This is a genomic window from Streptomyces sp. NRRL B-24085, assembly GCF_001282115.1.
Classification (GTDB): domain Bacteria; phylum Actinomycetota; class Actinomycetes; order Streptomycetales; family Streptomycetaceae; genus Streptomyces.
Genome location: NZ_LJBR01000043.1, coordinates 1 through 26,057, shown reverse-complemented (window position 1 = coordinate 26,057; position 26,057 = coordinate 1). Strand labels below are relative to the sequence as shown.

General features: G+C 71.5%; 16 protein-coding genes and 2 pseudogenes. 1 reads left to right on the top strand and 17 read right to left on the bottom strand.

The genetic code is table 11. The features are described 5' to 3' along the window. Positions 1–1,651, top strand: a pseudogene (locus AOJ26_RS06850) (hypothetical protein); the annotation flags it as partial. Here AOJ26_RS06850 and AOJ26_RS06845 read toward each other — a convergent pair. From AOJ26_RS06845 to AOJ26_RS06765, 17 genes and pseudogenes are all read right to left on the bottom strand, one after another. Beyond that, positions 1,635–2,828: a glycosyltransferase family 2 protein gene (locus AOJ26_RS06845; RefSeq protein WP_053847280.1), complete on the bottom strand. Its 1,194-nt coding sequence runs from the start codon at positions 2,826–2,828 to the stop codon at positions 1,635–1,637. The pseudogene AOJ26_RS06850 and the gene AOJ26_RS06845 sit on opposite strands and share 17 nt — an antisense overlap. Positions 2,829–2,935: 107 nt before the next feature. Continuing rightward, complete coding sequence (locus AOJ26_RS06840) at positions 2,936–4,981, bottom strand: CDP-glycerol glycerophosphotransferase family protein (RefSeq protein ID WP_234358476.1); 2,046 nt, start codon at positions 4,979–4,981, stop codon at positions 2,936–2,938. Between the two features lie 111 nt (positions 4,982–5,092). Further along, entirely contained in the window at positions 5,093–6,592 is a 1,500-nt protein-coding gene (locus AOJ26_RS06835) for a bifunctional cytidylyltransferase/SDR family oxidoreductase (protein WP_053847278.1), read from the bottom strand. Between the two features lie 144 nt (positions 6,593–6,736). Further along, entirely contained in the window at positions 6,737–7,930 is a 1,194-nt protein-coding gene (locus AOJ26_RS06830) for a hypothetical protein (protein WP_053847277.1), read from the bottom strand. 90 nt (positions 7,931–8,020) lie between these two features. After that, positions 8,021–9,571, bottom strand: a complete 1,551-nt coding sequence (locus tag AOJ26_RS06825) for an alkaline phosphatase D family protein (RefSeq protein WP_053847276.1) — start codon at positions 9,569–9,571, stop codon at positions 8,021–8,023. Positions 9,572–9,773: 202 nt separating this feature from the next. After that, positions 9,774–11,291, bottom strand: coding sequence for an FG-GAP and VCBS repeat-containing protein (locus AOJ26_RS06820; RefSeq protein ID WP_053847275.1), 1,518 nt, complete (start codon positions 11,289–11,291; stop codon positions 9,774–9,776). A 92-nt stretch (positions 11,292–11,383) separates the two neighbouring features. Beyond that, the gene (gene obgE, locus AOJ26_RS06815; protein ID WP_053847274.1) at positions 11,384–12,820 is read right to left on the bottom strand and encodes a GTPase ObgE; all 1,437 of its coding nucleotides are present in this window, start codon (positions 12,818–12,820) and stop codon (positions 11,384–11,386) included. Positions 12,821–12,937: 117 nt separating this feature from the next. Then, positions 12,938–13,192 (bottom strand): 50S ribosomal protein L27, encoded by a 255-nt coding sequence (gene rpmA, locus AOJ26_RS06810; RefSeq protein WP_019063244.1) that lies wholly within the window; start codon positions 13,190–13,192, stop codon positions 12,938–12,940. A gap of 14 nt (positions 13,193–13,206) precedes the next feature. Then, positions 13,207–13,527, bottom strand: coding sequence for a 50S ribosomal protein L21 (rplU, locus tag AOJ26_RS06805; protein WP_007381993.1), 321 nt, complete (start codon positions 13,525–13,527; stop codon positions 13,207–13,209). 206 nt (positions 13,528–13,733) lie between these two features. Further along, positions 13,734–14,327 carry a dTDP-4-dehydrorhamnose 3,5-epimerase gene (gene rfbC, locus AOJ26_RS06800; RefSeq protein ID WP_053847273.1) on the bottom strand — a complete coding sequence of 198 codons (594 nt, stop codon included), beginning with the start codon at positions 14,325–14,327 and terminating at the stop codon, positions 13,734–13,736. 10 nt (positions 14,328–14,337) lie between these two features. Continuing rightward, complete coding sequence (locus tag AOJ26_RS06795; protein WP_053847272.1) at positions 14,338–16,338, bottom strand: glycosyltransferase family 2 protein; 2,001 nt, start codon at positions 16,336–16,338, stop codon at positions 14,338–14,340. After that, positions 16,335–17,237: a dTDP-4-dehydrorhamnose reductase gene (rfbD, locus tag AOJ26_RS06790; protein ID WP_053847271.1), complete on the bottom strand. Its 903-nt coding sequence runs from the start codon at positions 17,235–17,237 to the stop codon at positions 16,335–16,337. The genes AOJ26_RS06795 and rfbD overlap by 4 nt, the downstream gene beginning before the upstream one ends. After that, a complete protein-coding gene (gene rfbB / locus AOJ26_RS06785; RefSeq protein WP_053847270.1) occupies positions 17,234–18,220 on the bottom strand; it encodes a dTDP-glucose 4,6-dehydratase in 987 nt (328 codons plus the stop codon). Before rfbB ends, rfbD begins: the two co-directional genes overlap by 4 nt. Next, a complete protein-coding gene (locus AOJ26_RS06780; RefSeq protein ID WP_053847269.1) occupies positions 18,217–19,284 on the bottom strand; it encodes a glucose-1-phosphate thymidylyltransferase in 1,068 nt (355 codons plus the stop codon). The genes rfbB and AOJ26_RS06780 overlap by 4 nt, the downstream gene beginning before the upstream one ends. 229 nt (positions 19,285–19,513) lie before the next feature. Next, positions 19,514–23,477: pseudogene (locus AOJ26_RS06775) on the bottom strand (Rne/Rng family ribonuclease). 263 nt (positions 23,478–23,740) lie between these two features. Continuing rightward, complete coding sequence (locus tag AOJ26_RS06770; protein ID WP_053847268.1) at positions 23,741–24,505, bottom strand: TIGR03936 family radical SAM-associated protein; 765 nt, start codon at positions 24,503–24,505, stop codon at positions 23,741–23,743. A gap of 48 nt (positions 24,506–24,553) precedes the next feature. Continuing rightward, on the bottom strand, positions 24,554–25,762 hold the full coding sequence (locus tag AOJ26_RS06765) for a hypothetical protein (protein WP_053847267.1): 1,209 nt from the start codon (positions 25,760–25,762) through the stop codon (positions 24,554–24,556). Positions 25,763–26,057 lie beyond the last annotated feature (295 nt).

Here is a 26,057-nt window from a genome sequence, read left to right as displayed (position 1 = left end):
GGCGGTCTCCGCCCTGGTCCGGGGGCCCCGCACCCCCCCGGTGTCCGCCTGACCCCGGCCGCGCCCGCCCTGCTGCGCCGGGCCGGGTCCCCGGCTGCTGGTGTACGGCCTGCCCGCCACGGCGGGCCTGCTGGTCACGGCGGCCACCGGCGAACCCCGCTGGGCGGCCCTGGGCATCGCCCTGTCCCTGGGGCTCGCGCTCATGGGCCTGGCGGACCTCGTCGTACGACTGCTGCCGAGCCGGCGTCCGGCGGGCGAGCAGGAGGTGCTGGACTGGTTCGACGCGTGGCTCGCCGCGTACCGGCCGACCGTCGGCCTGTACTTCTCCGGCGGGGTCTCCTCCGCCTACCAGGCCAACATGTGGCTGGAGCCGCTCGCCAAGCTCGACGGGAAGCCGGTCATCATCCTGCGCGAGCGGTTCATGATGCAGAAGATCGCCGCGACCGATGTGCCGATCGTCTGCCTGCCGAAGGTGTCCACGCTGCTGCGCCTGGAGCAGTCCACGCTCCAGGTCCTCATCCACCCGTCGAACTCCGGCAAGACCTCCCAGGTCCTGCGCATCCCGACGATCAAGCACACCTTCGTCAACCACGGCGAGAGCGACAAGCTGTCCTCCTGCAACCCGTACGCGAAGGCCTACGACGAGGTGTGGGTGGCCGGTCCCGCGGCCCGCGAGCGGTACGCGGCGGCCCAGGTCGGCGTCGAGGACAAGGACGTGGTGGAGATCGGCCGCCCCCAGCTCGACGCCGTACGGCCGTACGAGGGGCCGCCGGCCGGGCCGTACACGACGGTGCTGTACGCCCCGACCTGGGAGGGCTGGGACGGCAACCCCGGCAACACCTCGGTGATCGAGGCGGGCGAGAACATCGTGCGGGCGCTGCTGGCGGATCCCGGGGTGCGGCTGCTGTACAAGCCGCACCCGTTGACCGGTTCGGTGGACCCGAGGGCCGGTGAGGCGGACCTGAGGATCCGTGAGCTGGTCCGGGCGGCCAACCGGGAGCGGACCGGGGAACGGCCCGCCGACGACGGTGAACTGGCCCGCAGGACGCGGGAGTTGGACCGGCTCACCACCGCGTCCTTCCGGGCCGCCGCGGACTCGGCCGAGCGGATGCTGCTCCAGTCCACGCCGGAACCGGGCCGGGCGGAGGCGGTGGCCCGGGCGACGGCCGCCTGGGAACGGGCGTACTGGGCCTCGCTGCCGGAGTGGGAGCACCAGGTCGTGACCGACGTCCGGCCCGCGCTGTACGCCTGCTTCAACCGGGCCGACCTGCTGATCAGCGATGTGTCCAGCGTGGTCAGCGACTTCCTGGCCAGCGGGAAGCCCTACGCGGTGGCGAACACCAGCGAGTTGGACGAGGCCGCGTTCCGTGCGGCCTTCCCCACGGCGGGGGCGGCGACCGTGCTGACATCGGACGCGGCGGGCACGGCCGCGCTGCTGGACGCGGTACGGCACCCGGAGCGGGACGAACTCGTGGACGCGCGGGCCGAGTTGAAGCGGCGGCTGCTGGGGCCGGACGAACCGACCTCGCAGGAACGGTTCGACATGGCCGTTCAGGCGTTGTGCGCGGCGGCCCGGGAGCGCAGGCTGCCGGGGCAGCGGCGGGACGAGGGGACCGTGTGCGCCTCCGGGACGCTCACGCTGCCGGGGTGAGCACCCTGCGCGCCTTGCGGACCGCCCGGCGCAGCAACTGGTCCACCCCGACCTCCCGGTAGCCGGGGACGTCCCGGGCCTCGCGCGGCTCGGCCAGGTAGACGGAATCGGGCAGGCCCGCCGACCGGTCACGGAAGAACGGGTACGCGAGGTACACCCGGCGGCCGCCCCTCTCCAGCACGGCCTCCGGGGTCCTCCCGGCCCTCATGAACTCCAGGACGTCCACCAGGAGATCCGGGCGGCCCGCCGCCACCAGGTGCAGGCGCAGCCGCTCGTGGACGCGGAGGCGGTGGGCCACCTCGCCGGTCCAGTAGGCGTCCACCAGCGGCTTCGCCAGCTCCAGCTTCTCCCTGCGGACCGCCTCGCCGTCCTTCAGGAACCCCGGGCCGAACTGCGGGAGCAGTGTGACGAGGAAGGGCCGGACCATCAGGGTGTCGCGTCGTGCGCCCGCCGGGACCATGTCGGCGATCAGGTTCATCAGGGCGCGCGCGGAGTCGAAGCGCAGGGTGTGGCTGCCGGTCCTGGTGACGTGCTTGCCGTCCTCGCGGCCCACCAGGTAGTAGCAGGTGTGGTCGGCGATCACGGAGACGCCGTCGGCCCGCAGATAGGCCTCCATGGTGAACAGCGCGTCCTCGCCGGTCCACAGGGACTCGTCGAAGCGCATGCCGTGCCGTTCGAGGAAGGCGCGGCGGAACAGCTTCTGCGCGCTGAGCGTGAACTTGATGTTGGACGAGAAGACGTCGGTGCGCTCCAGGGTCCGCCCCCACATCGACGTCGGCGGCTTGCGGTTGACGCCCTCGACGCGGCCGAGGACCACGTCCGTGCCGTTGCGGTCGGCCGTCGCGACCATCCGCTCCAGGGCCTCGGGGCCGAGCCGGTCGTCGGCGTCCAGGAAGAAGACGTAGCGCCCGGTCGCCTTGCCCAGTCCGACGTTGCGCGGGCCGCCGGGGCCGCCGGAGTTGTCCTGCCGGATCACCGTGACGTCGAGGCGGCTGCGGGCGGCGAACTCCTCCAGGTACGCGCCGGTGCCGTCGGTCGAGCCGTCGTCGACCGCGACGACCTCGACGCGCGCGTGGCCGATCGTCTGGGCCTCGACTGAGGCCAGGCAGTCGACCAGGTACGGCATCGCCTCGTACGCCCCGACGACGACGGTCACATCAGGCTGCGTGAAGGACACTGTTCCCCCTGGACGGTGGGTTGTTCCGGTGCCCTGACATACGCAGCAACGGCCCGGTTCTCGGGAATCACCACCGAAAACCGGGCCGTTTCTTTACCGACCCGAGGTCAGACCACGGTCTCCGCCGCGGAGGCCGCCGCCCGTGACTCCTGGCCGACGTTGCGCGCCTCGGCCTTGATCGCGAGGTTCGCCACCGCGGTGTTGAACTGCTCGATGGAGGTGGGCTCGTCCGGTCCGAGCAGGTACTGCTTGAGCTCCGTGCGGTCCTCGGCCAGCGGGTCGGCCGCCGGGTCGCGGACCGCGTCCAGCAGCTCGCCCAGCTCGCCGGCCCCGTTGGACAGGATCGTGGCGGCCCGCACCGCGGTGTTCTGCCGCTTGAACTCCTCCACACCCAGCTCGGCGGAGTCGGTGACGGCGTACGGCTTGCCGCTCGCGATGAAGTCGGACACCACGCTGGAGATGTCGGAGACCATCGCGTCGGAGACGTTGAAGCAGTCGTACAGCCGCGGTTCGGCGCCCGTGATGACCCGGTGCTCCCACGTCGGGAAGGCGCGCCAATACGCGTCGTTCCACTCGCCGCGCAGCCGGGCGATCTCCTCGTACCTGGCCACGTCGACCACGCCGTCACGGGTGGCCTCGGCCTCGTCGCCCTTCTCTCCGCCGCTGCCGGCGAGGACCGCGAGCCGCGCCTCGATCCGGGCGAGCTCGGCCTTGGCCGCGGCAAGCCCGGTCGCGTCGGCCTGGAAGCGGGGGTCCGCGGCGCGCTCGGCGGCGGCCTTCTCGATCAGCGCGCTCACCTTCAGGTGCGCGGCGCCCGCCTTGGGCAGGACCGTGCCGGTGAAGGGGTGCGGCTTGTAGAGGACGCGGACCGGCGGGTCGGCCGCCAGCAGCTGCCGCACGATGTTCTCGCCGGCCAGCATCAGCGAGGTGTTGCCCGGGTTGCCGTCCCAGCCCTCCCAGGTGGGCGCGTAGAGCACGGTCGGCATCCGGCCCTCGGGCACGCCCTGCCAGGTCTGGATCGGCGCGAGCTGCGGACGGCCCACCTCGACGATGTCCTCGTCGCGGACGCCTACGTCGGCGATGGCATAGCGGTCGCGGCCCGCCCGGCCCGCGGTCCACACCTCGTCGTACGCCTTGCTGAACGGGTTGACGCTCGCCAGCTTGTCGCTGTCGCCGTGACCGATGAAGACGTGCTTCATGGTGGGCACGCGCAGCAGGTGGATGTTCTTGCCGACGTTCGCCGCGTACAGCGCGACCCGCACCGTGGACAGGTCCATGTTCATCAGGTGCACCCCTCCGGGCACGCAGATGACGGGGACCGTGGTGGGCGCGAGGTTCTGCAGGATGACGCGCTCACGCAGGATGATCAGCGGCCGGGAGTCCAGCTGCTCCATGGTCTCCAGCCACATGTTGACCTGATAAGCGGAGTCTTTGGAGCCGGAGAAGTACAGCACCGTCTCCGGCTTGTACTCGCGCAGCCATTCGTCGACCGCGGCGAGGACCTTGTCGGCGTTCGGCGGGATCTTCCTGCCGCGCACGTACGGCGTCAGCGCCAGGACGTACAGGGTGCCGAGCACTATCGTCACGCCGATGCCGATGAAGCCCGGCAGTGCCGTGTCGGTCGCGGCGGCCACGAGTATGCCGACCACGGCCGCGAGGTCGAGGTGCAGCATCTTCTCGGCCGACCGGTTCAGCAGTCCCATCGGCGGGGCGTCCGGGATGCGGATGCGGGAGGCCAGGTCGACGTTGCGGGTGGCGACCGGGAGCCGGCGGCGGTTGCGGATCAGGGTGACCAGCGCGCCGTGCGGGGCCTGGAGGCCGTAGAAGGCGATGAAGCAGGCGGTGGCCCCGTAGAAGATCAGGTTCTCGGAGAGGTCCAGCCGGGCCAGCAGCAGGATCAGCAGGAGCTGTCTGATCAGGAAGCGGATCGACAGACCGGCGCGGACCTTGCTGAGGCGGTTGATCAGATAGCTGCCCTGGCGGTGCAGATAGTGGTCCGCAAGGTACGTGACGGCGGTCGCGGCCGCGAAGGCGGGGACGCTCGGGACGAGCGCGGCCACCATTATGGCGGGGAAGCCCGCCAGCATGAGGACCGCCGCGGCCAGCTCGGCCGCGCTGCCCACCCGGGCGACGCGAATAGCGGTGCTTATCACTGAAAACCTGCTCTGGGAGGGATGCCGGTTGTTTACGGATTCAGGCCCCTGCGAATGCACCATGAACGGGCAGCCACAGAGGCCTGAATTACGAGAGGCTATTTGCCTTGATTATGCCACGCCGTCCTGACGGTCGAGGACACTGGCGAGCGCGGCCTCGAAGCCGGACGCCTGGCCCGCGGAGGCCGTCGGGTCCTGCTGGCGGACGTCGATGACATGACCGGTCAGCTCGGAGAGCAGCACGTCGAGCGAGGTGCGGGCCACCGCCTCGGAGGACAGCAGGGTGCCCGCGGGCTCCTGGCCGAAGGCCTTGGTGCGCATGGGCGTGGCGGTGCGCTCCGGGTTGATGCAGTTCACCCGGACGCCTTCACCCGCCCATTCGTCGGACAGGGCCTGCGTCAGGTTGACCATCGCGGCCTTGGTCGAGGAGTACAGGCTGTACTCGGCGCGGCCGCGGGTGTAGCTGCTGGAGGTGTACAGCAGCAGCTGGCCCTTGGTCTCCGCCAGGTACTTGTACGAGGAGCGCGCGATCTGCACCGGGGCCAGGTAGTTGACCTTCAGCGCCTCCTCGATGGTGGCGTTGTCGGTCTCCGCGAGCTTGCCGATGCGCAGCACGCCCGCGGTGTTGACGACGTAGTCGATGCGCCCGGTCTCGGCGTACGCCTTGGACAGCGCGTCGTCGACCTCCTCCGGGTTCTCGACGTGGGTGCCGGTGGTGGAGCGGCCGAGCGCGTACACCTTGGCGCCGTAGGACTCGGCGAGTTCGCCGATGTCCTTGCCGATGCCGTAGGAGCCGCCGAAGACGACGACGGTCTTGCCGGTGAGCAGCTCGCGGTAGGCCTCGTCGCCGACCTGCTCGGGCGCGGCCGTCGAGGCGAGCTGGAAGAGCTTGTCGGCGATGAAGACGTCGACGGGCTGGGTGACCTTCATGTTGTACTCGTCACCCGCGACGACGTGGATCGGCACGTCCGGCAGGTACTTGAGCACGACCGAACAGTCGTCCGTGGCCTGGAAGTTGGGGTCACCGGCGGCGACCTCGTAGGCGCGCCTGATGGTGGACAGCTTGAAGGCCTGCGGGGTCTGGCCGCGGCGCAGCCGGGCGCGGTCCGGGATCTCGGTGATGAACTCGCCGTCCTGGCCGTGCGTGCGCGTGACGATGATGGTGTCCGCGGACGGGATGGCCACGTCGACGGCCTGGTAGCGCTCCAGGGCGGCCACGCAGTCGTCGATGACACGCCGGGACAGCAGCGGGCGTACGGCGTCGTGGAACAGGACGTTGAGGTCCTCGCCCTCGGCCAGGCCCTCGCCGAGGGCCGCGATGGCGCGCTCGGTGGTCTCGTTCCGGGTGGAGCCACCCTCGATGATCTTCTTGACCTTGGTGAACCCGGCCTTGGCGACGATCTTCTCTATGTCGGGTACGTAGCCCGGCGCCATCAGCACGATGATGTCGTCGATGGAGTCGGCCTTCTCAAAGGTGGTCAGGGTGTGCTCGATGACTGCCTTGCCGGCGATCTTCAGCAGCTGCTTGGGGATCGAGAGACCCACGCGCTGACCGGTGCCACCGGCCAGGATCACTGCGGTGGTACGGGGCTTGGCGATGTGCTGGGACACAGAAGACCTACCTCGGGGCGACAGGGAACGGGGAAATGGTCCCACTTGCGGTTACCGCTGTGCAAGGTGACCGCCGTTCGCCGCATATGTACGCGCTACCTGTCATTCATCTTGCACTGCCGGTAACGGCGGCGGTCCGGGAGTTCAGCGTCGGCGCAGCTTCTTCAGACACCGGTGACCGAGCACCCGCATCAGTTCCTTCGACGACGTCTGGTGCACCGTGCGCGCCTTGGCCGGCGAGGTGTGCCGCACCGGCGCCTCGGCCGCCGCGGCCAGCGCCCCGTACAGCGCCCGCGCCGCCACCTCCGGAGAGATCCGCGGGGCGGGGATGCCGTCCGGGACGGGCGCCTGCGGTACGGCGGACAGGAGACGCAGGTCACCGATGATCCGCACGCCCGCGGCGCCGATGTTCCGGGTCATCTCGGCGGCGATCCCGGCCGCGGCTTCGAGGGCCCACTCCGGAGTGAGGATCTTCACGTCGTCGGGTGACGGGCTGCACGCGTTCTTCATATGCATGACGGCCCCGTTGCGGACGAGCCTGGAATACAACTCGTCCGGCAGTCCATTGCCGCGGAATTCCTTGTTAAGGTTTCGCAGCATTTCGGTCTCGGCGAGAGTAAGAGAACGATTCGCGGTGTCGGGAACGGGCTGGAGGAGATTCCCGGGCAGCCCGAGGAGCTGTTCGAAAGTGCGCAGCAGACCGCCGCGGTCGCGGTCGTCGACCACGACGACGGTGATCCGCTCCGGACCGACCGCCCGTGCCCAGCGCTCGACGAGCCGGTCGTGCCGGTGGCGGCGCCAGAAGCTGGGGTTGGGCTGCTCGTACGGCGCCTTGCGCAGCATGTGGGTGAGCCAGTCCTCGTAGCCCATGCGCAGGCCGTTCTGCACGTACTGCTGCCACTGCGAGGGCATGATCCTCGCCAGCGGCCGCAGGGTGACCACCACGTGCACGAGCTCCCCGCCGAGCTGCTCGACGATCCGCGCGACCGTCTCGTCGTCCTCGGCGTCGGCGAAGAACTCGCTGCTGACCACCGCGGTCCTGCCGCCGGCGGCCCCGACCTGTTCCAGCAGGCGTGTCCAGTGCTTCTCGGTGGGCGCGGTGTCACCCATCATCGCGGGCCTCGCGCACGCGGCCAGGACGGCTTCCATCGGGTGTCTGGTGTGCGCCGGGAAGACGACGCCGTGCTCGGGCAGCAGGTCCTTCGCCGCGAACAGGGCGCCCTGGACGGCGGTCGTGCCGGTCTTGTGGGGGCCGATGTGCAGCAGGCGCGTGCCGGCGGGCAGCGGTGCGGTCGGGCCGTTCACCGGAAGGTCGTCTCTCGTACAGTCCGTCTCCATGGTCAGAGGACGGTAAGAGAGGTGCGTGAGTGTTGCCTGAGAGGAGCGTGGGACTGCGATGAGGACCGTGCCCCTCTCAGGCCACCCGCCTCACGCGGGCCGGACCCCCGGCTTGCCCGCGTCCACCCGCAACTGTGCCAGCGTGGTGGTCGTCGCCTGCGGCCTGACCACCGTGTCGACGGCCCTGACCTGCGCGTCGATGCCGTGCCGGTCGATGTCGAAGAGGTGGTAGCCGCGGTGGGCGTCGATGTACTTCCAGTGCGGGTTGTCGGCCCTCAGCGGGTCCCACTGGGCGTGGAAGGCGGCCTGGTCCTGGTCGCCGTTGCTGGAGATGGAGGTGCCGACGAACTCGGCGCCGACGACCCGGGAGGACGGGTCGGCGTAGTCCTCCTTGAGGTCGCTGATCATCGTGAGGTGGCGGTCGCCGGAGAGCACGACGGGGTTGCGCACCCGCTTGAACTCCTCCAGCAGGGCGTTGCGTTCGACCTGGTAGCCGTCCCAGGCGTCGTAGTACCAGAGCTTGCCCTCGCCGGGCAGGATGTCGGTCTCGGCCATCATGATCTGCGAGGCGATCAGGTTCCAGCGGGCCGGTGAGCCGTGCAGCCCGTCGAGCAGCCACTGCTTCTGCTCGGCGCCGAGCATGGTGAGCGAGGGGTCCTGGGCGGCGGCCTGGCTGGTGACCTGGTCGCTGCGGAACTGCCGGGTGTCGAGCACGTTCAGCCGGACCAGCCGGCCGAAGTCCAGCCGCCGGTGCATCCGGATGTGCGGGCCGTTCGGGACCGCGCCGGCGCGCACCGGCATGTGCTCGTAGTACGCCTGGAAGGCCGCCGTGATCCGGGCCACGAACGCGTCGTGCGGCTGCTTGTCGGGGTCCTGCGGGATCTCGCCGGCCCAGTCGTTGTCGACCTCGTGGTCGTCGAAGGTGACCACCCAGGGCGCGTTGGCGTGGATCTCGGCGAGGTCCGGGTCGGTGCGGTACTGGGCGTACCGGTTGCGGTACTGGACGAGGGTGTACGGCTCCCCCGTGCCCTCGTGCCGGCGCGGACCGGCCGACGACGGCGCCGACTCGTAGATGTAGTCGCCGACGAACAGCACGACGTCGGGGTCCTGGTCCAGCATGTCGGCGTACGGCGTGAAGTAGCCGTGCTGCCAGTTCTGGCAGGAGGCGAGCGCGACCCGGAGGCTGCCGCCGGAGCTGTGCCGGGCGGGGGCGGTGCGGGTGCGGCCGGTGCGCGAGAGCTGGCCGTCGGCGCGGAAGCGGTACCAGTACGCACGGCCCGCGCGCAGACCCCGTACGTCGACGTGGACGCTGTGTCCGTACGCGGGCAGGGCCTGGGCGGTGCCGCGCCGGACCACCTTTCTGAAGCGCTCGTCCTCGGCGAGCTCCCATTCGACCGGCACCACCCTGTCGGGCATGCCTCCGCCGTTCAGCGGATCGGGGGCGAGCCGGGTCCAGAGCACGATGCCGTCCGGCAGCGGGTCGCCGGAGGCCACGCCGAGGCCGAACACCCCGTCGGGCAGCGGGGTCTCCGCCGCCCGGGCGGTGCCCGGCAGCCAGAGCTGGGCGGAGGCGGCGGCGCCGAGCACGGCGGCACCGGCGGTCAGAAAGCGGCGTCGGCCGGGTGATGCTGCTCCGTACATGGGCGAACTCCCTTGCGTCGCTGACCTCTTGGGCACCCTGGAAGCTCACGCTTCGGGGTGATCCGTGCGTTGAACCAGAGTGTTCGCGTGCATGACAAATAGGTAGACAACAGAAGAGCCGTTGCGACTCGGGTATCACATGATGAACGTGATCCCGGCGCAACGGCCTTCAGGACACCGCCGACTGACGATCTTTTGGGTTCTAGTTGGCGAAGTACGAGCCCAGACGGGCGTTCGTGGCGGTGGTGCCGAGCAGGGTGTGGCCGAAGGCGAGCGTGCCGTCCGGCCCCAGGACGGTGGCCGGAATCGGCAGGCCACCGGGCGAGACGACGTACTCCCCCTTGGAGCGGAAGGACCACACGGACCCGGCGCCGGAGTTCTCACCGGGCGCGCCGACCGCGACGTCGGCGAGGCCGTCGCCGTTCGCGTCACCCACATGGACGGCCTTGCCGAAGACGTCGCCCTTCTCGGTGGCGCCGGGCACCCCCGGAGTGTCCTGCGTGACCACCTGGTGGGAGCCCACTCCGGTCAGCCCGTCGGCCCGGCCGCTCAGCACCACGACCGCGCCGGCGTCCTTGACGGAGTTCGGTGCGGTCATCGGGCCCAGGTCCTCGCCGGGCACACCGGTGACCACGTCGAGGTAGCCGTCCCCGTCGACGTCGGCGAGCTGGACGTCGGTGCCGAAGCCGTCGCCCTTCTCGGCGGTGCCGGGCACGCTGGGGCTGTCCTGGTTGACGAACTGGGCCGACGCTCCGTCAGGAGCGCCCGGGGTGCCGGGTATCCAGGTGACACGGCCGCCCTTGGCAAGGTAGGTGTCCTGGTCGCTCTCGTAGCCCTCGACGGTCCGGCCCACCACGATGTCGGCGTAGCCGTCCCGGTTCACGTCCCCGACCGCGAGGTTCTCGCCGCCCTGGAGTCCGGCGCCGTCGATGTCGTAGACCAGGGTCCAGGGCGTGAGGCCGTCCCTGGTGCCCCACCAGTAGGCGATCCGCCGGGAGTCGAACGTGTCCGTGCCGTTCTCGGCGGCCACGACGTCGGTGATCCCGTCGCCGTTGAGGTCGCCCACGTCGAGGTCGAGGACCCGGCTGTCGTACCTGTCCTTCACCACCTGGCGCTCGCCGGTGGCCGAGCCGGAGCGGGTGAAGGGGCCGCCGGTGGCCACCAGGTCGTGCTGGTTCACCACGGTCAGCAGATCGGTCGCGCCGTCCCCGTCGGCGTCTCCGGCCGCGAGCCGGCCCTGGGCGCCGAGGCCGTCGCGGGCCGCGCCGGAGGCGAGGGAGGCGGCCCCGGACAGACCGCGGGCGCCGCCCCAGACGACCTGCACCAGACCGGCACCGCCGTTCTCACCGCCCACTCCCACGATCAGGTCGGTGTACCCGTCCCGGTCGAGGTCGGCGGCGGTGAGCGCGCTGCCGAACCGGTCGCCGGCCTCGGAACCGCCCGGGACGCCCGCCGTGTTCTGGCTGAACACCCGTTTGGTAGATGCCTTCAGGCCGCTCGCCGAGCCGTACAGCACACCGACGAACCCGGCCTTCGCCCGGCCGGCCACGGTCCCGTCGGGCGCGGCCACCGCGAGGTCGGCGTACCCGTCCCCGTTGAAGTCGTCCCGCACCTGGCGGGGGGCCTCAGCGGCTCCGGCGGCTGTGGGCAGGGCGACGACTCCGCCGAGCGCCAGGGCGACGGCGAGCGCCGTGTGCCACCCTCTTCGTTGTACGCGCATGCCGCATCCCTTCCTGTGACGGTCGTACGGATTGCCCGGTACGACTCACAGGAAGGGCGGTTGGTTGTCTCGCGGCCGGTCCGCGCCTCGGATCAGAACGGCTCGAAGTCGTCGAACTCCTGGGCCGCCTCGTCCCGTTCGGCCTGCTTGTCGCGGCGGCGCTGGGCAGCGGGCCGGGGTGCCTCGAAGCGGTGGTCCTCACCGCGCCGGCCGAGCATCTCGGCGCCGGCCATCACGGTCGGCTCCCAGTCGAAGACGACCGCGTTGTCCTCGGGGCCGATGGCGACGCCGTCGCCCGAACGGGCGCCCGCCTTCATCAACTCCTCTTCCACACCGAGGCGGTTGAGGCGGTCGGCGAGGTAGCCGACGGCCTCGTCGTTGCTGAAGTCGGTCTGCCGCACCCAGCGCTCCGGCTTCTCGCCGCGCACCCGGAACAGCCCGTCCTCCTCGCGGACCACGGTGAAGCCGGTGTCGTCCACGGCCTTGGGCCGGATGACGATCCGGGTCGCCTCCTCCTTGGGCCTCGCGGCCCGCGCCCGGCCGACCAGGTCGGCGAGCGCGAAGGACAGCTCCCTCAGCCCCATGTGGGCGACCGCGGACACCTCGAAGACGCGGTAGCCGCGCGCCTCCAGGTCCGGGCGCACCATCTCGGCGAGGTCCTTGCCGTCCGGTACGTCGATCTTGTTCAGGACGACGACGCGGGGACGGTTGTCGAGGCCGCCGTACTCCCTGAGCTCGGCCTCGATGATGTCGAGGTCGGAGACCGGGTCGCGGTCGGACTCCAGGGTGGCGGTGTCCAGGACGTGCACGAGGACACTGCACCGCTCGACGTGCCGCAGGAACTCCAGGCCCAGGCCCTTGCCCTGGCTGGCGCCCGGGATCAGGCCCGGCACGTCGGCGATGGTGTAGACGGTGTCGCCGGCGGTGACCACGCCCAGGTTCGGGACCAGGGTGGTGAAGGGGTAGTCGGCGATCTTCGGCTTGGCCGCGCTCAGCACCGAGATCAGCGAGGACTTGCCCGCGCTCGGGTAGCCGACCAGCGCCACGTCGGCGACGGTCTTGAGCTCCAGGACGATGTCCTGGAGGTCGCCGGGGACGCCGAGCAGCGCGAAGCCGGGGGCCTTGCGGCGGGCGGAGGCCAGCGCCGCGTTGCCGAGGCCGCCGCGGCCGCCCTGGGCGGCGACGTAGGAGGTGCCGTGGCCGACCAGGTCGGCGAGGACGTTGCCCGCCTTGTCAAGGACGACGGTGCCGTCGGGGACCGGCAGGACCAGGTCCTGGCCGTCCTTGCCGGAGCGGTTGCCGCCCTCGCCGGGCTTGCCGTTGGTGGCCTTGCGGTGCGGGGAGTGGTGGTACTCGAGCAGGGTGGTCACGGACTGGTCGACGGTCAGGATGACGTCGCCGCCCCGCCCGCCGTTTCCGCCGTCGGGACCGCCGAGCGGCTTGAACTTCTCCCGGTGGACGGAGGCACAGCCGTGACCTCCGTTACCCGCGGCGACATGCAGTTCGACGCGGTCCACGAAGGTGGTCATGGTTCGGTGCCTCCAAAAACGTCATGGGTACTACTGGCGTAACACGCGAAAGGCGGACCCGCCTTCCCACCAGGGAAGTGAGGTCCGCCTCGCGAAAAGTTCGGTCTGAGCCTGAGCTCAGGCGACCGGAACGATGTTCACGACCTTGCGGCCACGGTGGGTACCGAACTCCACCGCACCGGCGTTCAGCGCGAACAGCGTGTCGTCGCCGCCACGGCCGACGCCCGAACCCGGGTGGAAGTGGGTGCCGCGCTGGCGGACCAGGATCTCGCCCGCGTTCACGACCTGACCACCGAAGCGCTTCACGCCGAGGCGCTGAGCGTTGGAGTCACGACCGTTACGGGTGGACGATGCGCCCTTCTTGTGTGCCATCTCTCCTCAGTCCCTTACTTCGCAGCCGCGGGGATCTCAGTGACCTTGATCGCCGTGTACTGCTGGCGGTGGCCCTGACGACGGCGGTAGCCGGTCTTGTTCTTGTAGCGAAGGATGTCGATCTTGACGCCCTTGTGGTGGTCCACGACCTCGGCCTGGACCTTGATGCCGGCCAGGACCCACGGGTCGCTGGTCACAGCGTCGCCGTCGACAACGAGCAGGGTCGAGAGCTCGACCGTGTCGCCAACCTTGGCAGTGGAAATCTTGTCAACCTCAACGATGTCGCCGACAGCAACCTTGTGCTGGCGACCACCGCTGCGCACGATGGCGTACACGCGGATCTCACTCTCTCGCTCGGGAACGGCACCCCCGCAGTCCAGCCGCCCGGCAGAGCAGACGGCCTCTCCCGGCCAGACGAAAGACCCGAGAGGAAGAGGTTTACGGGGATGTGGCGTGTCACCAGTGGACACGCCGACGGTCTAGGTTACGGGGCCACGGCCGAACGGGTCAAACCGGGCCCCGTCGCGTTCAAACCCACGCGTCAGGAGCCGAGGCTCTCCCGGTAGGCCACGCAGGCCTCGTAGGAGGGCAGCAGCCCCTGCTCGCGGGCCTCGGCCAGGGTGGGCGCCTGCTCGTCCTTGGCGGACAGCAGCGGGGCGACCCCCTCCGGCCACTCGATGCCGATCTCCGGGTCGAGCGGGTGGATGCCGTGCTCGCGCTCGGGCGCGTATCCCTCCGAGCAGAGGTAGACCACGGTGGCGTCGTCGGTGAGCGCCATGAACCCGTGGCCGAGCCCCTCGGAGAGGTAGACGGCGTGGTGGTCCTGGTCGTCCAGGCGGACGATCTCCCACTGGCCGAAGGTGGGCGAGCCCACCCGGATGTCCACGATCACGTCGAGGACCGCGCCGCGCACGCACTTGACGTACTTGGCCTGCCCGGGCGGCACGTCGGCGAAGTGGATGCCGCGCAGGGTGCCCCGGCTGGAGACCGACATGTTGGCCTGGGCCAGGCTCAGCGGGTGGCCCGCCGCCTCCGCGAAGACCGGGGCCTTGAACCACTCGTGGAAGCTGCCCCGGCCGTCGGGGAAGACCTTCGGCTCGAACACCCAGGCACCGGAGATGGAAAGGGGTCGCATCGCGGGGTTCTCAGCCCTTCTTCTGGTTGGTCAGGGCGCGCTTGATGCGCCCGGCGGCCCGGCGCCACAGCGGGCGCGGCGCGGCGGCCTTCTTCTTGGGGGCGCTCGGAGCCGTCTTCTTCGTGGCGGACGGCGTGTGCCGGTCGATCACCTCGGCGGCACCGTCGGCGTCCACCACGACGTCGACGGGCAGCCGCGTCCACTTGCGCTCACCGCGGGCCGCGGAGGGCACGCCGATCCGCACCGCCCAGCGCATGCCGGTGAGCTTGTCCAGCGGCAGGGTGGCGGTGGCGACACGGCCGTCGAGCGTGGCGTCGGCCGGGTACTTGCCGACGTTCTTGCGCTCGAAGCGCAGCTGGACGGTGTCCCCGCCGGCCGCGGCGATGTGCAGCGGCAGCGGCAGCCGTACGACGGAACCCTCGACGGCGCCCTCGGCGGGCGGCATGAAGGCGACCGCCTCGCCCTCCAGCTTGTTGGTGTGCTGATCGACGTCGAGCGAGAGGTTGCCGGGACCGTCGGTCCAGTACGGCAGGACGAGCCGCTTGGGCTCGCCGGTGAGGGCGGCCAGGCGGCCGGCCTCGACGTCCTCGCCGCGCACCGCGCCGAGCCGGGTCTCCTTGCTCCAGCCGCAGGACTTGATCCTCAGGTGCAGGTCCCAGATGCCCTTGTCGAGCGGGGCGCCGGAGGCCGCGGTCTCGGGGTCGAGCTCGGCGCGGGCGGAGATCCGCTGCCGCAGGACACCGTCGCCGGCCTCGATCTCGTGCGGCTCGCTCTTGACGGGCAGGTAGAACTGCCGGGCGTCCTCGCGGTGCCGGACCACCAGGTCCACGTCGCTCTTGGCGAGCGGGGCGTCCAGTTTGATGCCCTGGTCGCCGAGTGCCCCCAGGGCCTCCCCGGACAGCGGCAGGTCGAGCAGCCGGCGCTCGCCGTCGCGGCGGAAGGTCATCGGCTCGTCGCCGTTGTGCAGTTCGGCGTCGAAGCCGACGTGCAGGGTGCCGTCCTGCCACTCCAGCGAGGTGAGCTCGCCGGTGGGCTTGATCCCGGCCTCCCACTCGGCGAGCGTGCGGATGTCCTGGTACCGGTCGGCGAAGACCAGCCCGGCGACGACCTTCTGGGTGAGACCGAGGCGGGCGACGACACCGGGGCCGAAGCGCTCGGTGACCACCTTGTGGATCTCGGTGTACAGCTCCTCGGCGTAGTCCTCCGGGAGCTTGAGGAGGCGCTGGCCGCGCAGCCGCTCGACCATCTCGTTGCGCAGCCAGCGGCTGAACAGCTTGTCGCGCAGCGCTCCCGGCTCGGTCAGCGACTCGACGACGTCGAGGGCCTCGCGCAGGTTGCCGAAGTAGCCGACCGGGTCGAAGCGCTGGAAACCGGCGTTGGAGCCGTCGTCACGGGTGATGTGGTAGTAGCACAGGTAGTCGCTGAGCACGGCGACGCTCTTGGCGCGCAGGTAGGCCTCGGCGACGAAGACATGGTCCTCCAGGCGCCGGCGGCCCTCCTTGAAGCGCATGCCGTGCTCGTTGAGGAACTCCCGCCGGAACATCTTGTGCGGGGTGAGGCTGTCGATCAGCGGCGCGTTCTCGACCGTCGCCCGCGGCCGGTTGACCCGGAACAGCTCCTGCGGGACCGGGCGTCCGATGCCCGCCATCTTGCCCACGACCACGTCGGCGTCGTTGGCCTTGCCGTAGTCGTACATCCGCTCGAGGGCCTCGTCGCCCAGCCAGTCGTCGTGGTCGACGAACATGACGTACTCGCCCTGGGCGGCCTCGATGCCGGTGTTGCGGGGCTTGCCCGACCAGCCGGAGGACTCCTGGTGGATGACGTGGAAGTGCGGGTGCTCGGCGGCGAGCTGGTCCAGGCGGGCCGGGGTCTCGTCGGTGGAGCCGTCGTCGACGAAGAAGACCTCGAACTCGTCCGGGGTCAGGCTCTGCCGGAGCAGGCCCGTGATGCAGTCCTCGACGTACTTGCCGGGGTTGTAGACCGCGATGACGACGCTGACCTTGACCGTCACGCCGTGTTCTCCTTCAGATGGACCCGGTGGATCTCCGGGAAGGCCTCGGTGAGAGCCGTGCGCCAGTCGCGCAGCGGCTCGATGCCGGCCTCGGCGAACCGGCCGTGACCGAGGACGCTGTAGGCGGGACGGGGAGCGGGGCGTACGAACGCGTCGCTGGTGGTGGGGCGGACCCGGTCCGGGTCGGCGCCGAGCAGCCGGAAGATCTCCTGGGTGAAGCCGTGCCAGGTGGTCTCGCCCGAGCTGGTGCCGTGGTAGACGCCGGCCGGGGCGGTGCCGGCCAGGGCGCCGAGGCCCAACTGGACCAGCAGGCCCGCGAGATCGGCGCTCCAGGTGGGCTGGCCGCGCTGGTCGTCGACGACGTCGAGGGTGTCCTTGACGCCCTCCAGCTTGATCATCGTCTTGACGAAGTTGGGGCCGCCGGTGCCGTAGAGCCAGGCGGTGCGCACGACGTACCCGCGCTCCGGGAGCCCCTTCAGCACGGCCTGCTCCCCGGCCAGCTTGGTGCGGCCGTAGGCGCTGCGGGGCGCGGTGGGCGCGTCCTCGGCGTACGGCTCCGCGGCGTCCCCGGCGAAGACGTAGTCGGTGGAGACGTGCAGCAGGACGGCGCCGGTGCGGGCGCAGGCCTCGGCGAGGTGGCGCGGCCCGTCGCCGTTGATGGCGAGCGCCTCGTCCTCACGGGTCTCGGCGTCGTCGACGGCGGTCCAGGCCGCGCAGTTGACGACCACGGCGGGCCGGTGCTCCTCGACAGCCGCGCGCACGGCGTCGGCGTCGGTGAGGTCCAGCGCCTTGCGGTCGAGCGCGACGTACCGCTCCCCCGACCGGTCCAGCCGGGCCAGGACGTCCTGGCCCAGCATGCCGCCCGCGCCCGTGACCAGCCAGGTGCGGTTGTCGGTCACAGCGCGGCCCGCTCCTTCAGCGGCTCCCACCAGGCGCGGTTGTCGCGGTACCACTGCACGGTCTCCGCGAGGCCCTGCTCGAAGCTCTTGCGGGGCTCGTAGCCGAGCTCCTCGCGGATCTTCGTGCAGTCGACGGAGTAGCGGCGGTCGTGGCCCTTGCGGTCCTCGACGTACTCGACGCTGGTCTCCCAGTCGGCGCCGCACGCCTTCAGCAGCAGCTCGGTGAGCTCCTTGTTGGAGAGCTCGGTGCCGCCGCCGATGTTGTAGACCTCGCCCGCGCGGCCCTTGGTGCGCACGAGCTCGATGCCCTGGACGTGGTCGTCGATGTGCAGCCAGTCGCGGACGTTGCCGCCGTCGCCGTACAGCGGGACCTTCTTGCCGTCGAGGAGGTTGGTCACGAAGAGCGGGATGACCTTCTCGGGGAAGTGGTGGTGCCCGTAGTTGTTGGAGCAGCGGGTCACGCGCACGTCCAGGCCGTGGGTGCGGTGGTACGACAGCGCGATCAGGTCGCTGGAGGCCTTCGCCGAGGAGTACGGCGAGTTGGGCTCCAGCGGGTGCGTCTCGGGCCAGGAGCCCTCGTCGATCGAGCCGTAGACCTCGTCGGTGGAGATGTGCACGAAGGTCTTGATGCCCGCGCGGTGGGCCGCGTCGATGAGGGTGTGGGTGCCGACCACGTTGGTGCGCACGAACTCGGCGCCGCCGTCGATGGAACGGTCGACGTGCGACTCGGCGGCGAAGTGCACCACCTGGTCGTGCTCGGCCATCAGCTTGCCGACCAGCTCGGGGTCGCAGATGTCGCCCTGCACGAAGGCGAAGCCCGGGTGCTCGCGCACCTCGTCGAGGTTGGCCGGGTTGCCCGCGTACGTCAGCTTGTCCAGGACGGTGACCGAGACGTCACCGGGGCCCTCGGGGCCGAGCACGGTACGGACGTAGTGCGAGCCGATGAAGCCGGCACCGCCGGTCACCAGAATCCGAGTGGTCATGAAGAGATCTGCACCTTGCTGTGATCACCGAGCACGAGCCGGTGTGCCTTGGGGTTACGGGGCGCGGGCGTGACCTCGACGTCACGTCCGATGAGCGAGGCCTCCACGCGGCGCACGCCGGTCACGGACGAGCCGCGCAGCACGATGGAGTACTCGATTTCGCTGTCCTCGATCCGGCAGTCCTCGGAGACGGACGTGAACGGGCCGATGTAGGCGTCGTTGACCACCGTGCCGGCACCGATGATGGCAGGGCCGACGATCCGGCTGCCACTGACGCTGGCACCCGCCTCGATGCGGACCCGGCCGATGATCTCGCTGGACTCGTCGACCGTGCCCTCGTTCACCGGATCGACGGTCTCCAGGACCGAGCGGTTGACCTCCAGCATGTCGGTGACGTTGCCGGTGTCCTTCCAGTACCCGGAGATGGTCGTGGAGCGGACGTCGCGCTGCTGGTCGATCAGCCACTGGATGGCGTGGGTGATCTCCAGCTCGCCGCGCCAGGAGGGCTCGATGGAGCGGACGGCCTCGTGGATGGCCGGGGTGAAGAGGTAGACGCCGACGAGGGCGAGGTCGCTCTTGGGCTGCTTCGGCTTCTCCTCCAGGCCCACCACCCGGCCGTCGCCGTCGAGTTCGGCGACACCGAAGGAGGTGGGGTTGGGGACGCGGGTCAGCAGGATCTGCGCGTCGGGCCGCTCGGCGCGGAACTCGTCCACCAGACCGGTGATACCGCCGACGATGAAGTTGTCGCCGAGGTACATGACGAAGTCCTCGTCACCCAGGAACTCCTGCGCGATGAGCACGGCGTGGGCGAGGCCCAGCGGCGCTTCCTGCGGGATGTAGGTGACCTTGATCCCGAACTGGGAGCCGTCACCGACCGCCTCTCGGATCTCGTCCGCGGTGTCGCCGACGACGATGCCGACCTCGCTGATCCCGGCCTCGGCGATCGCCTCCAGGCCGTAGAACAGCACCGGCTTGTTGGCGACCGGCACCAACTGCTTGGCGGAGGTGTGGGTGATCGGGCGGAGGCGGGTGCCCGCTCCCCCGGAGAGCACGAGAGCCTTCACGAAAATCCCTATTTGTCTAAATTAAGCGTCAATCTCGGCTCACATCATAACCCTGAGGACAGGCCGGGGATTCACCGGCCATTCACATGATGGATCACCGGTTGACAACTTTCCGTTCGGACGCAATACCCACAGAATCACGAAATCCGCTCCCGGCGAACCAGGAGCGGATTTCGATCTTCGGACGGCCGAATCCATTCGGTGACCGTCCGTCAGGCCCGGTGGACCGTCAGGAGTCCTCCGCCGGGGTGGAGACGGAACGCGGCGACTTCTGCTCGGCCGCCACCGTCTTCTTCGACGCCGCCTTCTTCGCGGTCGTCTTCTTGGCGGTGGTCTTCTTCGCGACCGTCTTCTTCGCGGCGGTCTTCTTGGTCGCCGCCTTCTTCGCCGTGGCCTTCTTGGCCGTCTTGCGGGCCGTCTTCTTGGCCGGAACCGCCACGTCGGCGGGCTCCTCCGCGTCGGCCGGCGCCTCGGCCGAGGGCACGACCACGACGGCCGCCTCCTCGGACGCAGTGGGCGCGGTGGCCTTGCGGACGGCACGCCGGCGCGGACGGGCCGGGGCGGCGCTCTCGGGGGCCGCCTCGGGCTCGGCCGGCACCACGGGTGCCTCCTCCGCCGGCGCCTCGACCACCGGCGCGGCCTCGGCGACCGTCACCACGGCCGCCTCGGCGCCCGCCGGGGAACCGGCCGGAGCCGACGCCCTGCGGGTGGCCCGGCGACGCGTACGGCCCTTGGGCGCGGCCTCGTCGGCAGCGGGCTCGGGCGCGGCCGACGCGGCCTCGACCACCGGGTCCTCCGCCGCGACCGGCTCGGCCTGCGCCTCGGCGGCCGACTCCGGCTGCACGGGACGCTCGGCCTCGACCTCGGCCGGCACGGCCTGGGCGGTCGGGACCTCGACGTCCTCGGACACCGGGCTCTCCAGGTCGGCCGGCGCCTCGGCACCACCCGACCTCCTCGACCCGCCGCCCCGCGGGGCACCGGCCGGGGCGGACGCCCGGCGGCTCGCCCTGCGACGGCCACGCCCGCGCGTGGCCGCGGCCTCCGCCTCGGCGACGCTGCTGTACAGCTCCTCGTCCGGCGCGAACTCGGCCGGGGCCAGCGCGATCGGCTCGGCGACCTCCGCGGCGACCTCCGCCTCGGTCTCGACCTCGATCTCCTCGGGCGCCTCCACGGCGGCCACGGCCTCGTGCGTGTGCTCGTGCCCGTCGCCGCCGCGCCCGCGCTTCTTGCGCTTGCCGCCGCCACCGGCGGAGGTCGGCTGCTCCATGTGCACGATGACACCGCGGCCGTTGCAGTGCACGCAGGTCTCCGAGAAGGACTCCAGCAGGCCCTGTCCGACCCGCTTGCGGGTCATCTGGACCAGGCCCAGCGAGGTGACCTCGGCGACCTGGTGCTTGGTCCGGTCCCGGCCCAGGCACTCCAGCAGGCGCCGGAGCACCAGGTCCCGGTTGGACTCCAGGACCATGTCGATGAAGTCGATCACGATGATGCCGCCGAGGTCGCGCAGCCGGAGCTGACGCACGATCTCCTCGGCCGCCTCCAGGTTGTTCCTGGTGACCGTCTCCTCCAGGTTGCCGCCCTGGCCGGTGAACTTGCCGGTGTTGACGTCGACGACGACCATCGCCTCGGTCCGGTCGATCACCAGCGAACCGCCGCTGGGCAGCCAGACCTTGCGGTCCAACGCCTTGGCGAGCTGCTCGTCGATCCGGTACGTGGCGAAGACGTCGACCTCGGAGGTCCACTTCTGGAGCCGCTCGGCGAGGTCGGGCGCGACGTGCGAGACGTATCCGTGGACGGTCTCCCAGGCTTCCTGACCGCTGACGACGACCTTGGAGAAGTCCTCGTTGAAGATGTCTCGGACGACCCGGACGGTCATGTCCGGCTCGCCGTAGAGCAGCGTCGGGGCGTTGCCGCTCTTCGCCTTCTTCTGGATGTCCTCCCACTGCGCCTGGAGCCGCTCGACGTCGCGGCGCAGCTCGTCCTCGCTGGCGCCCTCGGCGGCGGTGCGTACGATGACGCCCGCGTCCTCGGGGACGATCTTCTTGAGGATGGTCTTCAGCCGCGCCCGCTCGGTGTCGGGCAGCTTGCGGCTGATACCGGTCATGGAGCCCTCGGGCACGTACACGAGGTAGCGGCCCGGCAGAGAGACCTGGCTGGTCAGACGCGCGCCCTTGTGCCCGATCGGGTCCTTGGTGACCTGGACGAGCACCGGCTGGCCGGACTTGAGCGCGGACTCGATGCGGCGCGGCCCGTTGGCCATGCCCAGCGCCTCGAAGTTGACCTCACCGGCGTACAGCACGGCGTTGCGGCCCTTGCCGATGTCGATGAAGGCGGCCTCCATCGACGGCAGGACGTTCTGGACCTTGCCCAGGTAGACGTTGCCGACGTACGAGGTGGCCTGCTCCTTGTTGACGTAGTGCTCGACGAGCACACCGTCCTCGAGGACGCCGATCTGGGTGCGCTCACCGCTCTGCCGGACGACCATCACGCGCTCGACGGCCTCGCGGCGGGCCAGGAACTCGGCCTCGGTGATGATCGGGACGCGACGGCGGCCCTGCTCGCGGCCCTCGCGGCGGCGCTGCTTCTTGGCCTCCAGACGGGTCGAGCCCTTGATGGACTGCACCTCGTCGGACGGCTCCGCCTTCGGGCGCGGCTCGCGCACCTTGACCACGGTCCGCTCGGGGTCGCCGTCACCGGGCTCGGTGTCGGCGGAGGAGTCACCGGCCCGGCGCCTGCGGCGACGGCGGCGACGGCTGCTGGAGCTGGAGCCGCCGGACTCGTCCGAACGGGCGTCCTCGTCGTCCTCGTCGTCGTGCTCGGCGTCGGCGCCGTCGTCGTCCTGCGCGGAGTGCGCGGACCGGCCGGCCTCCTCGGCGGCGGGCTCGTCGGAGTCGTCCGGCTCCTCGTCACCGGACGCCTCGGCGGACTCGCCCCGGCGACGGCGGCGGCCACCGCGCCGGCGGCGGCGCCGCGACCCGGTCTCCTCGGCGTCGTCACCGGCGGCGTCGGCGGCGGCGCCGCGACCCGGTCTGCTCCTCGACGGCGGTCTCCTCGACCGGCTCGACGGCCTCGGCCTGCTCGCTCTGTCCGGCCTCCGCCTCCGCGGCGGCCTCGGCGGCGGCCCGCTGCGGGGTCTGGAACTGCGGCTCGGTGAAGACGGGGGCCTGGAACACGGCGACCGCGGGTCGCGCGGGCCGACGCGGCGATCCGTCCTCGTCGTCGGCACCGGCAGCGGCACCGCGCCGCGCGGGCTCGGAGAACCCGGTGGCGGCCTGACGGACGGACCGGCGACGGGCACGGCGCGGGGCGGCTTCCTCGGCGGGGGCCTCGGCGGCGGCTTCCTGCACGGGGGCCTCGGCGGCGGTCTCGGCCGGCGCGGCCTCGACGGTCTCGCCCTCGGGGGCACCGGCGGGCGCGGCGACGCGACGCGTGGCACGGCGACGCGTACGTCCGGCGGGCGCGGCGGTCTCGGCGGGGGCCTCGGCGGCCACCGGCTCCGCGGTCACCGGCTCGGCCACCTCCGCGGCGGGCGCGGCCTCGACGGTCTCCGCGGCCTCCGGAGCACCGGCGGGCGCGGCGGCCCGGCGGGTGGCACGGCGACGGGTGCGCGGAGCAGGTGCGGCGGCCTCGGCGGTCTCGGCCGCGGGTGCCTCGGTCTCGGCGGGCGTCCCGGCGGTCACCGGCGCTTCGGTCTCTGCCGACTCCTCGGCCTCGGGGGCGGCGGCGGGCGCGGTCACCCGGCGGGTCGCACGCCGACGGGTACGCGCGGGCGGAGCCGCGTCCTCGGTCCCGGCGGCGGGGGCGCTGTCCTCGGCCGCGAGCTGTGCGGGCGTCTCGGCCGCTGTCACCGGCACCACGGTCTCGGCGGCCTCGGCCGCCGCGGGGGCCCCGGCAGGGGCCGACGCCCGGCGGGTCGCACGCCGACGCGGACGCGCGGCGGGCGCGGCCGGCTCCTCCGCCACGGCGGTCTCACCGGTCTCGACGTTCTCGTCGAGCTTCTCCTCCTCGTCCGTGACGAGGTCCTCGGCCTCCGCGGCCGGTATGGCCGGAGCGACGACCTCCTCGCCGCCCGGGGCGGCGGCGACCGGCGGTCCCGCCGGCCTGGACGCGGCACGGCGCCGACGACGCGGCGGCAGGGTGTCGCTGGGGGTGTTCTGTTCGGAACCCTCGATGGGTTCGGTCGGTTCGAGCATGCGGGCTTGTCTCCCGTCAGGCTCCCGGGCGCCGCGCCTGGTCCGGCGAGGATGCCGGTGACGTCCGCGGCTCGCGCGATGCGCGGTGCCGCCGTCCGGGGCGCGGGCGCCGCACGGGAGCTCTCTGTGTCCTGTCTCGCCGGTTCCGTACGCCCTTGCTGGGTACGGCCTGGCGAAAGTCTTGTGGTCGGTGCGCTGCCCGACCCAGGTGGCTCCCGAGTACGAGGGCTGCGCTACGACGCCCGTCCTTCGCGGGACCTTCCTTACGCCGGCGCCTTCGCGGCGGCAGTCGGTTCGGCCGTTGAGTGGGCCTCGGCTGCCTCGCGGTCGGGCGCGAGCGGGTCGGTCACCGTGCCGGTCTCTTCATCGAGCAGCCCCTGCGCCAGCCTGGTCACCGCAGCGGGGACCGGCGGCGCCAGGTCGGCCACGGCGCGGAGACCGGACAGGACGTCGTCGGGTCGTACGGCAGGCGTCACGTGCCGAACAACCAGCCGCAGTATCGCACAGGGCTGGTCGGTCGGCCTATCAGCAGGTTCACTGTGCGTTTCCAGGTGTACGACCGCGGGGCGGGCGTCGAAGGTCCTGAGGCCGTTCTTGGTGGTGCGCTGGACCTCGACCGCCTCGGCGGTGTTGAACGCGGCGACCGCGCGCTCGGCCTCGGCCGCCTCCACGCCGTCCAGCCTGAGCTCCCACACGGAAGCGGTGAGCCGGTCGGCGAGTCCCGAGGTCCGGGCCTCGACCGCGTCGACGACGTCGAGCCCGGCGGGCAGCGACTCGTCGAGGAGGAGCCGGAGCTTCTCCGGGTCGCGCGCCTGCGTGAGCGCGATCTCCAGGTACTCCGCCTCACTGCCCGTGCCGGTGGGTGCGGCATTGGCGTACGACACCTTCGGATGCGGCGTGAACCCCGCCGAGTACGCCATGGGCACCTCGGCGCGGCGCAGCGCACGCTCGAAGGCGCGCTGGAAGTCACGGTGGCTGGTGAACCGGAGGCGGCCGCGCTTGGTGTAGCGCAGTCGGATGCGCTGCACCGCCGGTGCGGGCGGCGGGCCTTCGGGCTGTCGCTTGCCCAGTGTCGCTCAGTCCTTCGTGAGTGCGGTCGTACTGCTACCAAGAGTACGTGTGTCGGCGCCCTGCGGTTCCCGCCGGGCCACCGCCTCACGCTCACGGGTTCCCCCGGAAGCGCCGAAAAGAACCCTGCGGACGTCGGCCCGGGCCTGCCGCACGGACTCCCGGGCGGAGGCGAGCGTGGCCCGGGTGATCCGGCCCACACTGCGCGCGGCCTCGGCGACGGGCCGCAGCACCGCGTCCCGGACCACGTGTCCGACGTCCCGGACCACGTGTCCGACGGGGGTCAGGACCTCGCGGTACACCCAGCGCACCGGCTCGACGAAGATCCACCGGAAGAGGGTCGCGAGGAACCGGCCGACGGCGAGGGAGATGTGCCCGGCGATCCGCCAGGCGTGCCCGAGCGCGTCCCACACCTCCCGGCCGACCACGGCGAGGGCCCGCCCCACGGGCGCGAGGACCCAGCGCCACAGGGCGACGGCGGGCAGGACGAGCAGGACGCGGGCGATCCAGTACAGGGCCACACCGATGCCGGTGACGACGGCGCTCACCAGCCACGCGATCCCCCTGGCACACCAGGCGATCCCCTGGGCGCACCAGAGGATCGCGCGCCCGATCGGCGTGAGGATCCAGAGGAGCACGGCTCCGACGCCCTTGAGGAGCCACACGATCGCGTGCCCGACCGGGGTGCACATGCGCGCGTACACCCACGCCAGTCCCGCCACGATCCCCCGTACGACCCACGCGACGCCGCGCCCGGTCACCGTGCAGATCCAGACGAGCCCCGCGACCACGCCCTTGAGGAGCCACAGGGTCCCGTGCCCGATCGGGGTGAGGACGCGCGCGTACACCCACACCAGGCCGGCGACGATCCCCCGCACCAGCCACGTGACGCCGTGCCCGACCGGCGTCAGCACCGACCGGTACAGCCACACCAGCGGGATGACGAGGAGCACCTTGCCCAGCCAGCCGACCGCTTTGGCGAGAGGCACGACCCCATAGCGCCACAGGGCCGTGCAGGGCCAGACGACGAGCGCCCGCCACAGGGGCCGCAGCACGCTGTCCCGCAGGAAGCGCCCCAGCACGACGAGCGCGTCCCACACGATCCGCACGGGCACGACCAGCACGAGCACGACGATCCGTACGGGGATGCGAATGGCGACGGTGAGACATCCCTCGGGCGGGGGTGCCTGCGGCGCGGGCTGCTTCTCCAGGTCCATAACGACGTAGACGCCCCAGCTCCCCGTCCGGATGCGGCACGGCGGCTCCGCTCCGCACCGGTCCTCGAATTCTCCGCCCCTGACCCCGCTCACCTTAGGAGACGCGGCACGGGTGACCAGGGGCCGGGCGGCGGTCAGTTGACGGCAAAGCGGGGCGGACGCGAGCCCGCCGGCCGCTGCGGTCGTCGTCAACCCGGCCCGCCGGCGCGGCCGTTGCGGCTCGGCACGCGTCTTGCCGACCCCGACCACGGGTCCGCTCTGGGACCTCGGGGGAAGCACGTGCAGTATGTCCCCA

Bases quoted from the DNA above. Each gene is read 5' to 3' on its own strand.
- AOJ26_RS06830 (WP_053847277.1), bottom strand. From the start codon at position 7,930: ATGGAGACGGACTGTACGAGAGACGACCTTCCGGTGAACGGCCCGACC.
- AOJ26_RS06765 (WP_053847267.1), bottom strand. From the start codon at position 25,762: ATGGACCTGGAGAAGCAGCCCGCGCCGCAGGCACCCCCGCCCGAGGGA.
- AOJ26_RS06820 (WP_053847275.1), bottom strand. From the start codon at position 11,291: ATGCGCGTACAACGAAGAGGGTGGCACACGGCGCTCGCCGTCGCCCTG.
- rpmA (WP_019063244.1), bottom strand. From the start codon at position 13,192: ATGGCACACAAGAAGGGCGCATCGTCCACCCGTAACGGTCGTGACTCC.
- rfbC (WP_053847273.1), bottom strand. From the start codon at position 14,327: ATGCGACCCCTTTCCATCTCCGGTGCCTGGGTGTTCGAGCCGAAGGTC.
- obgE (WP_053847274.1), bottom strand. From the start codon at position 12,820: ATGACCACCTTCGTGGACCGCGTCGAACTGCATGTCGCCGCGGGTAAC.
- rfbB (WP_053847270.1), bottom strand. From the start codon at position 18,220: ATGACCACTCGGATTCTGGTGACCGGCGGTGCCGGCTTCATCGGCTCG.
- AOJ26_RS06825 (WP_053847276.1), bottom strand. From the start codon at position 9,571: ATGTACGGAGCAGCATCACCCGGCCGACGCCGCTTTCTGACCGCCGGT.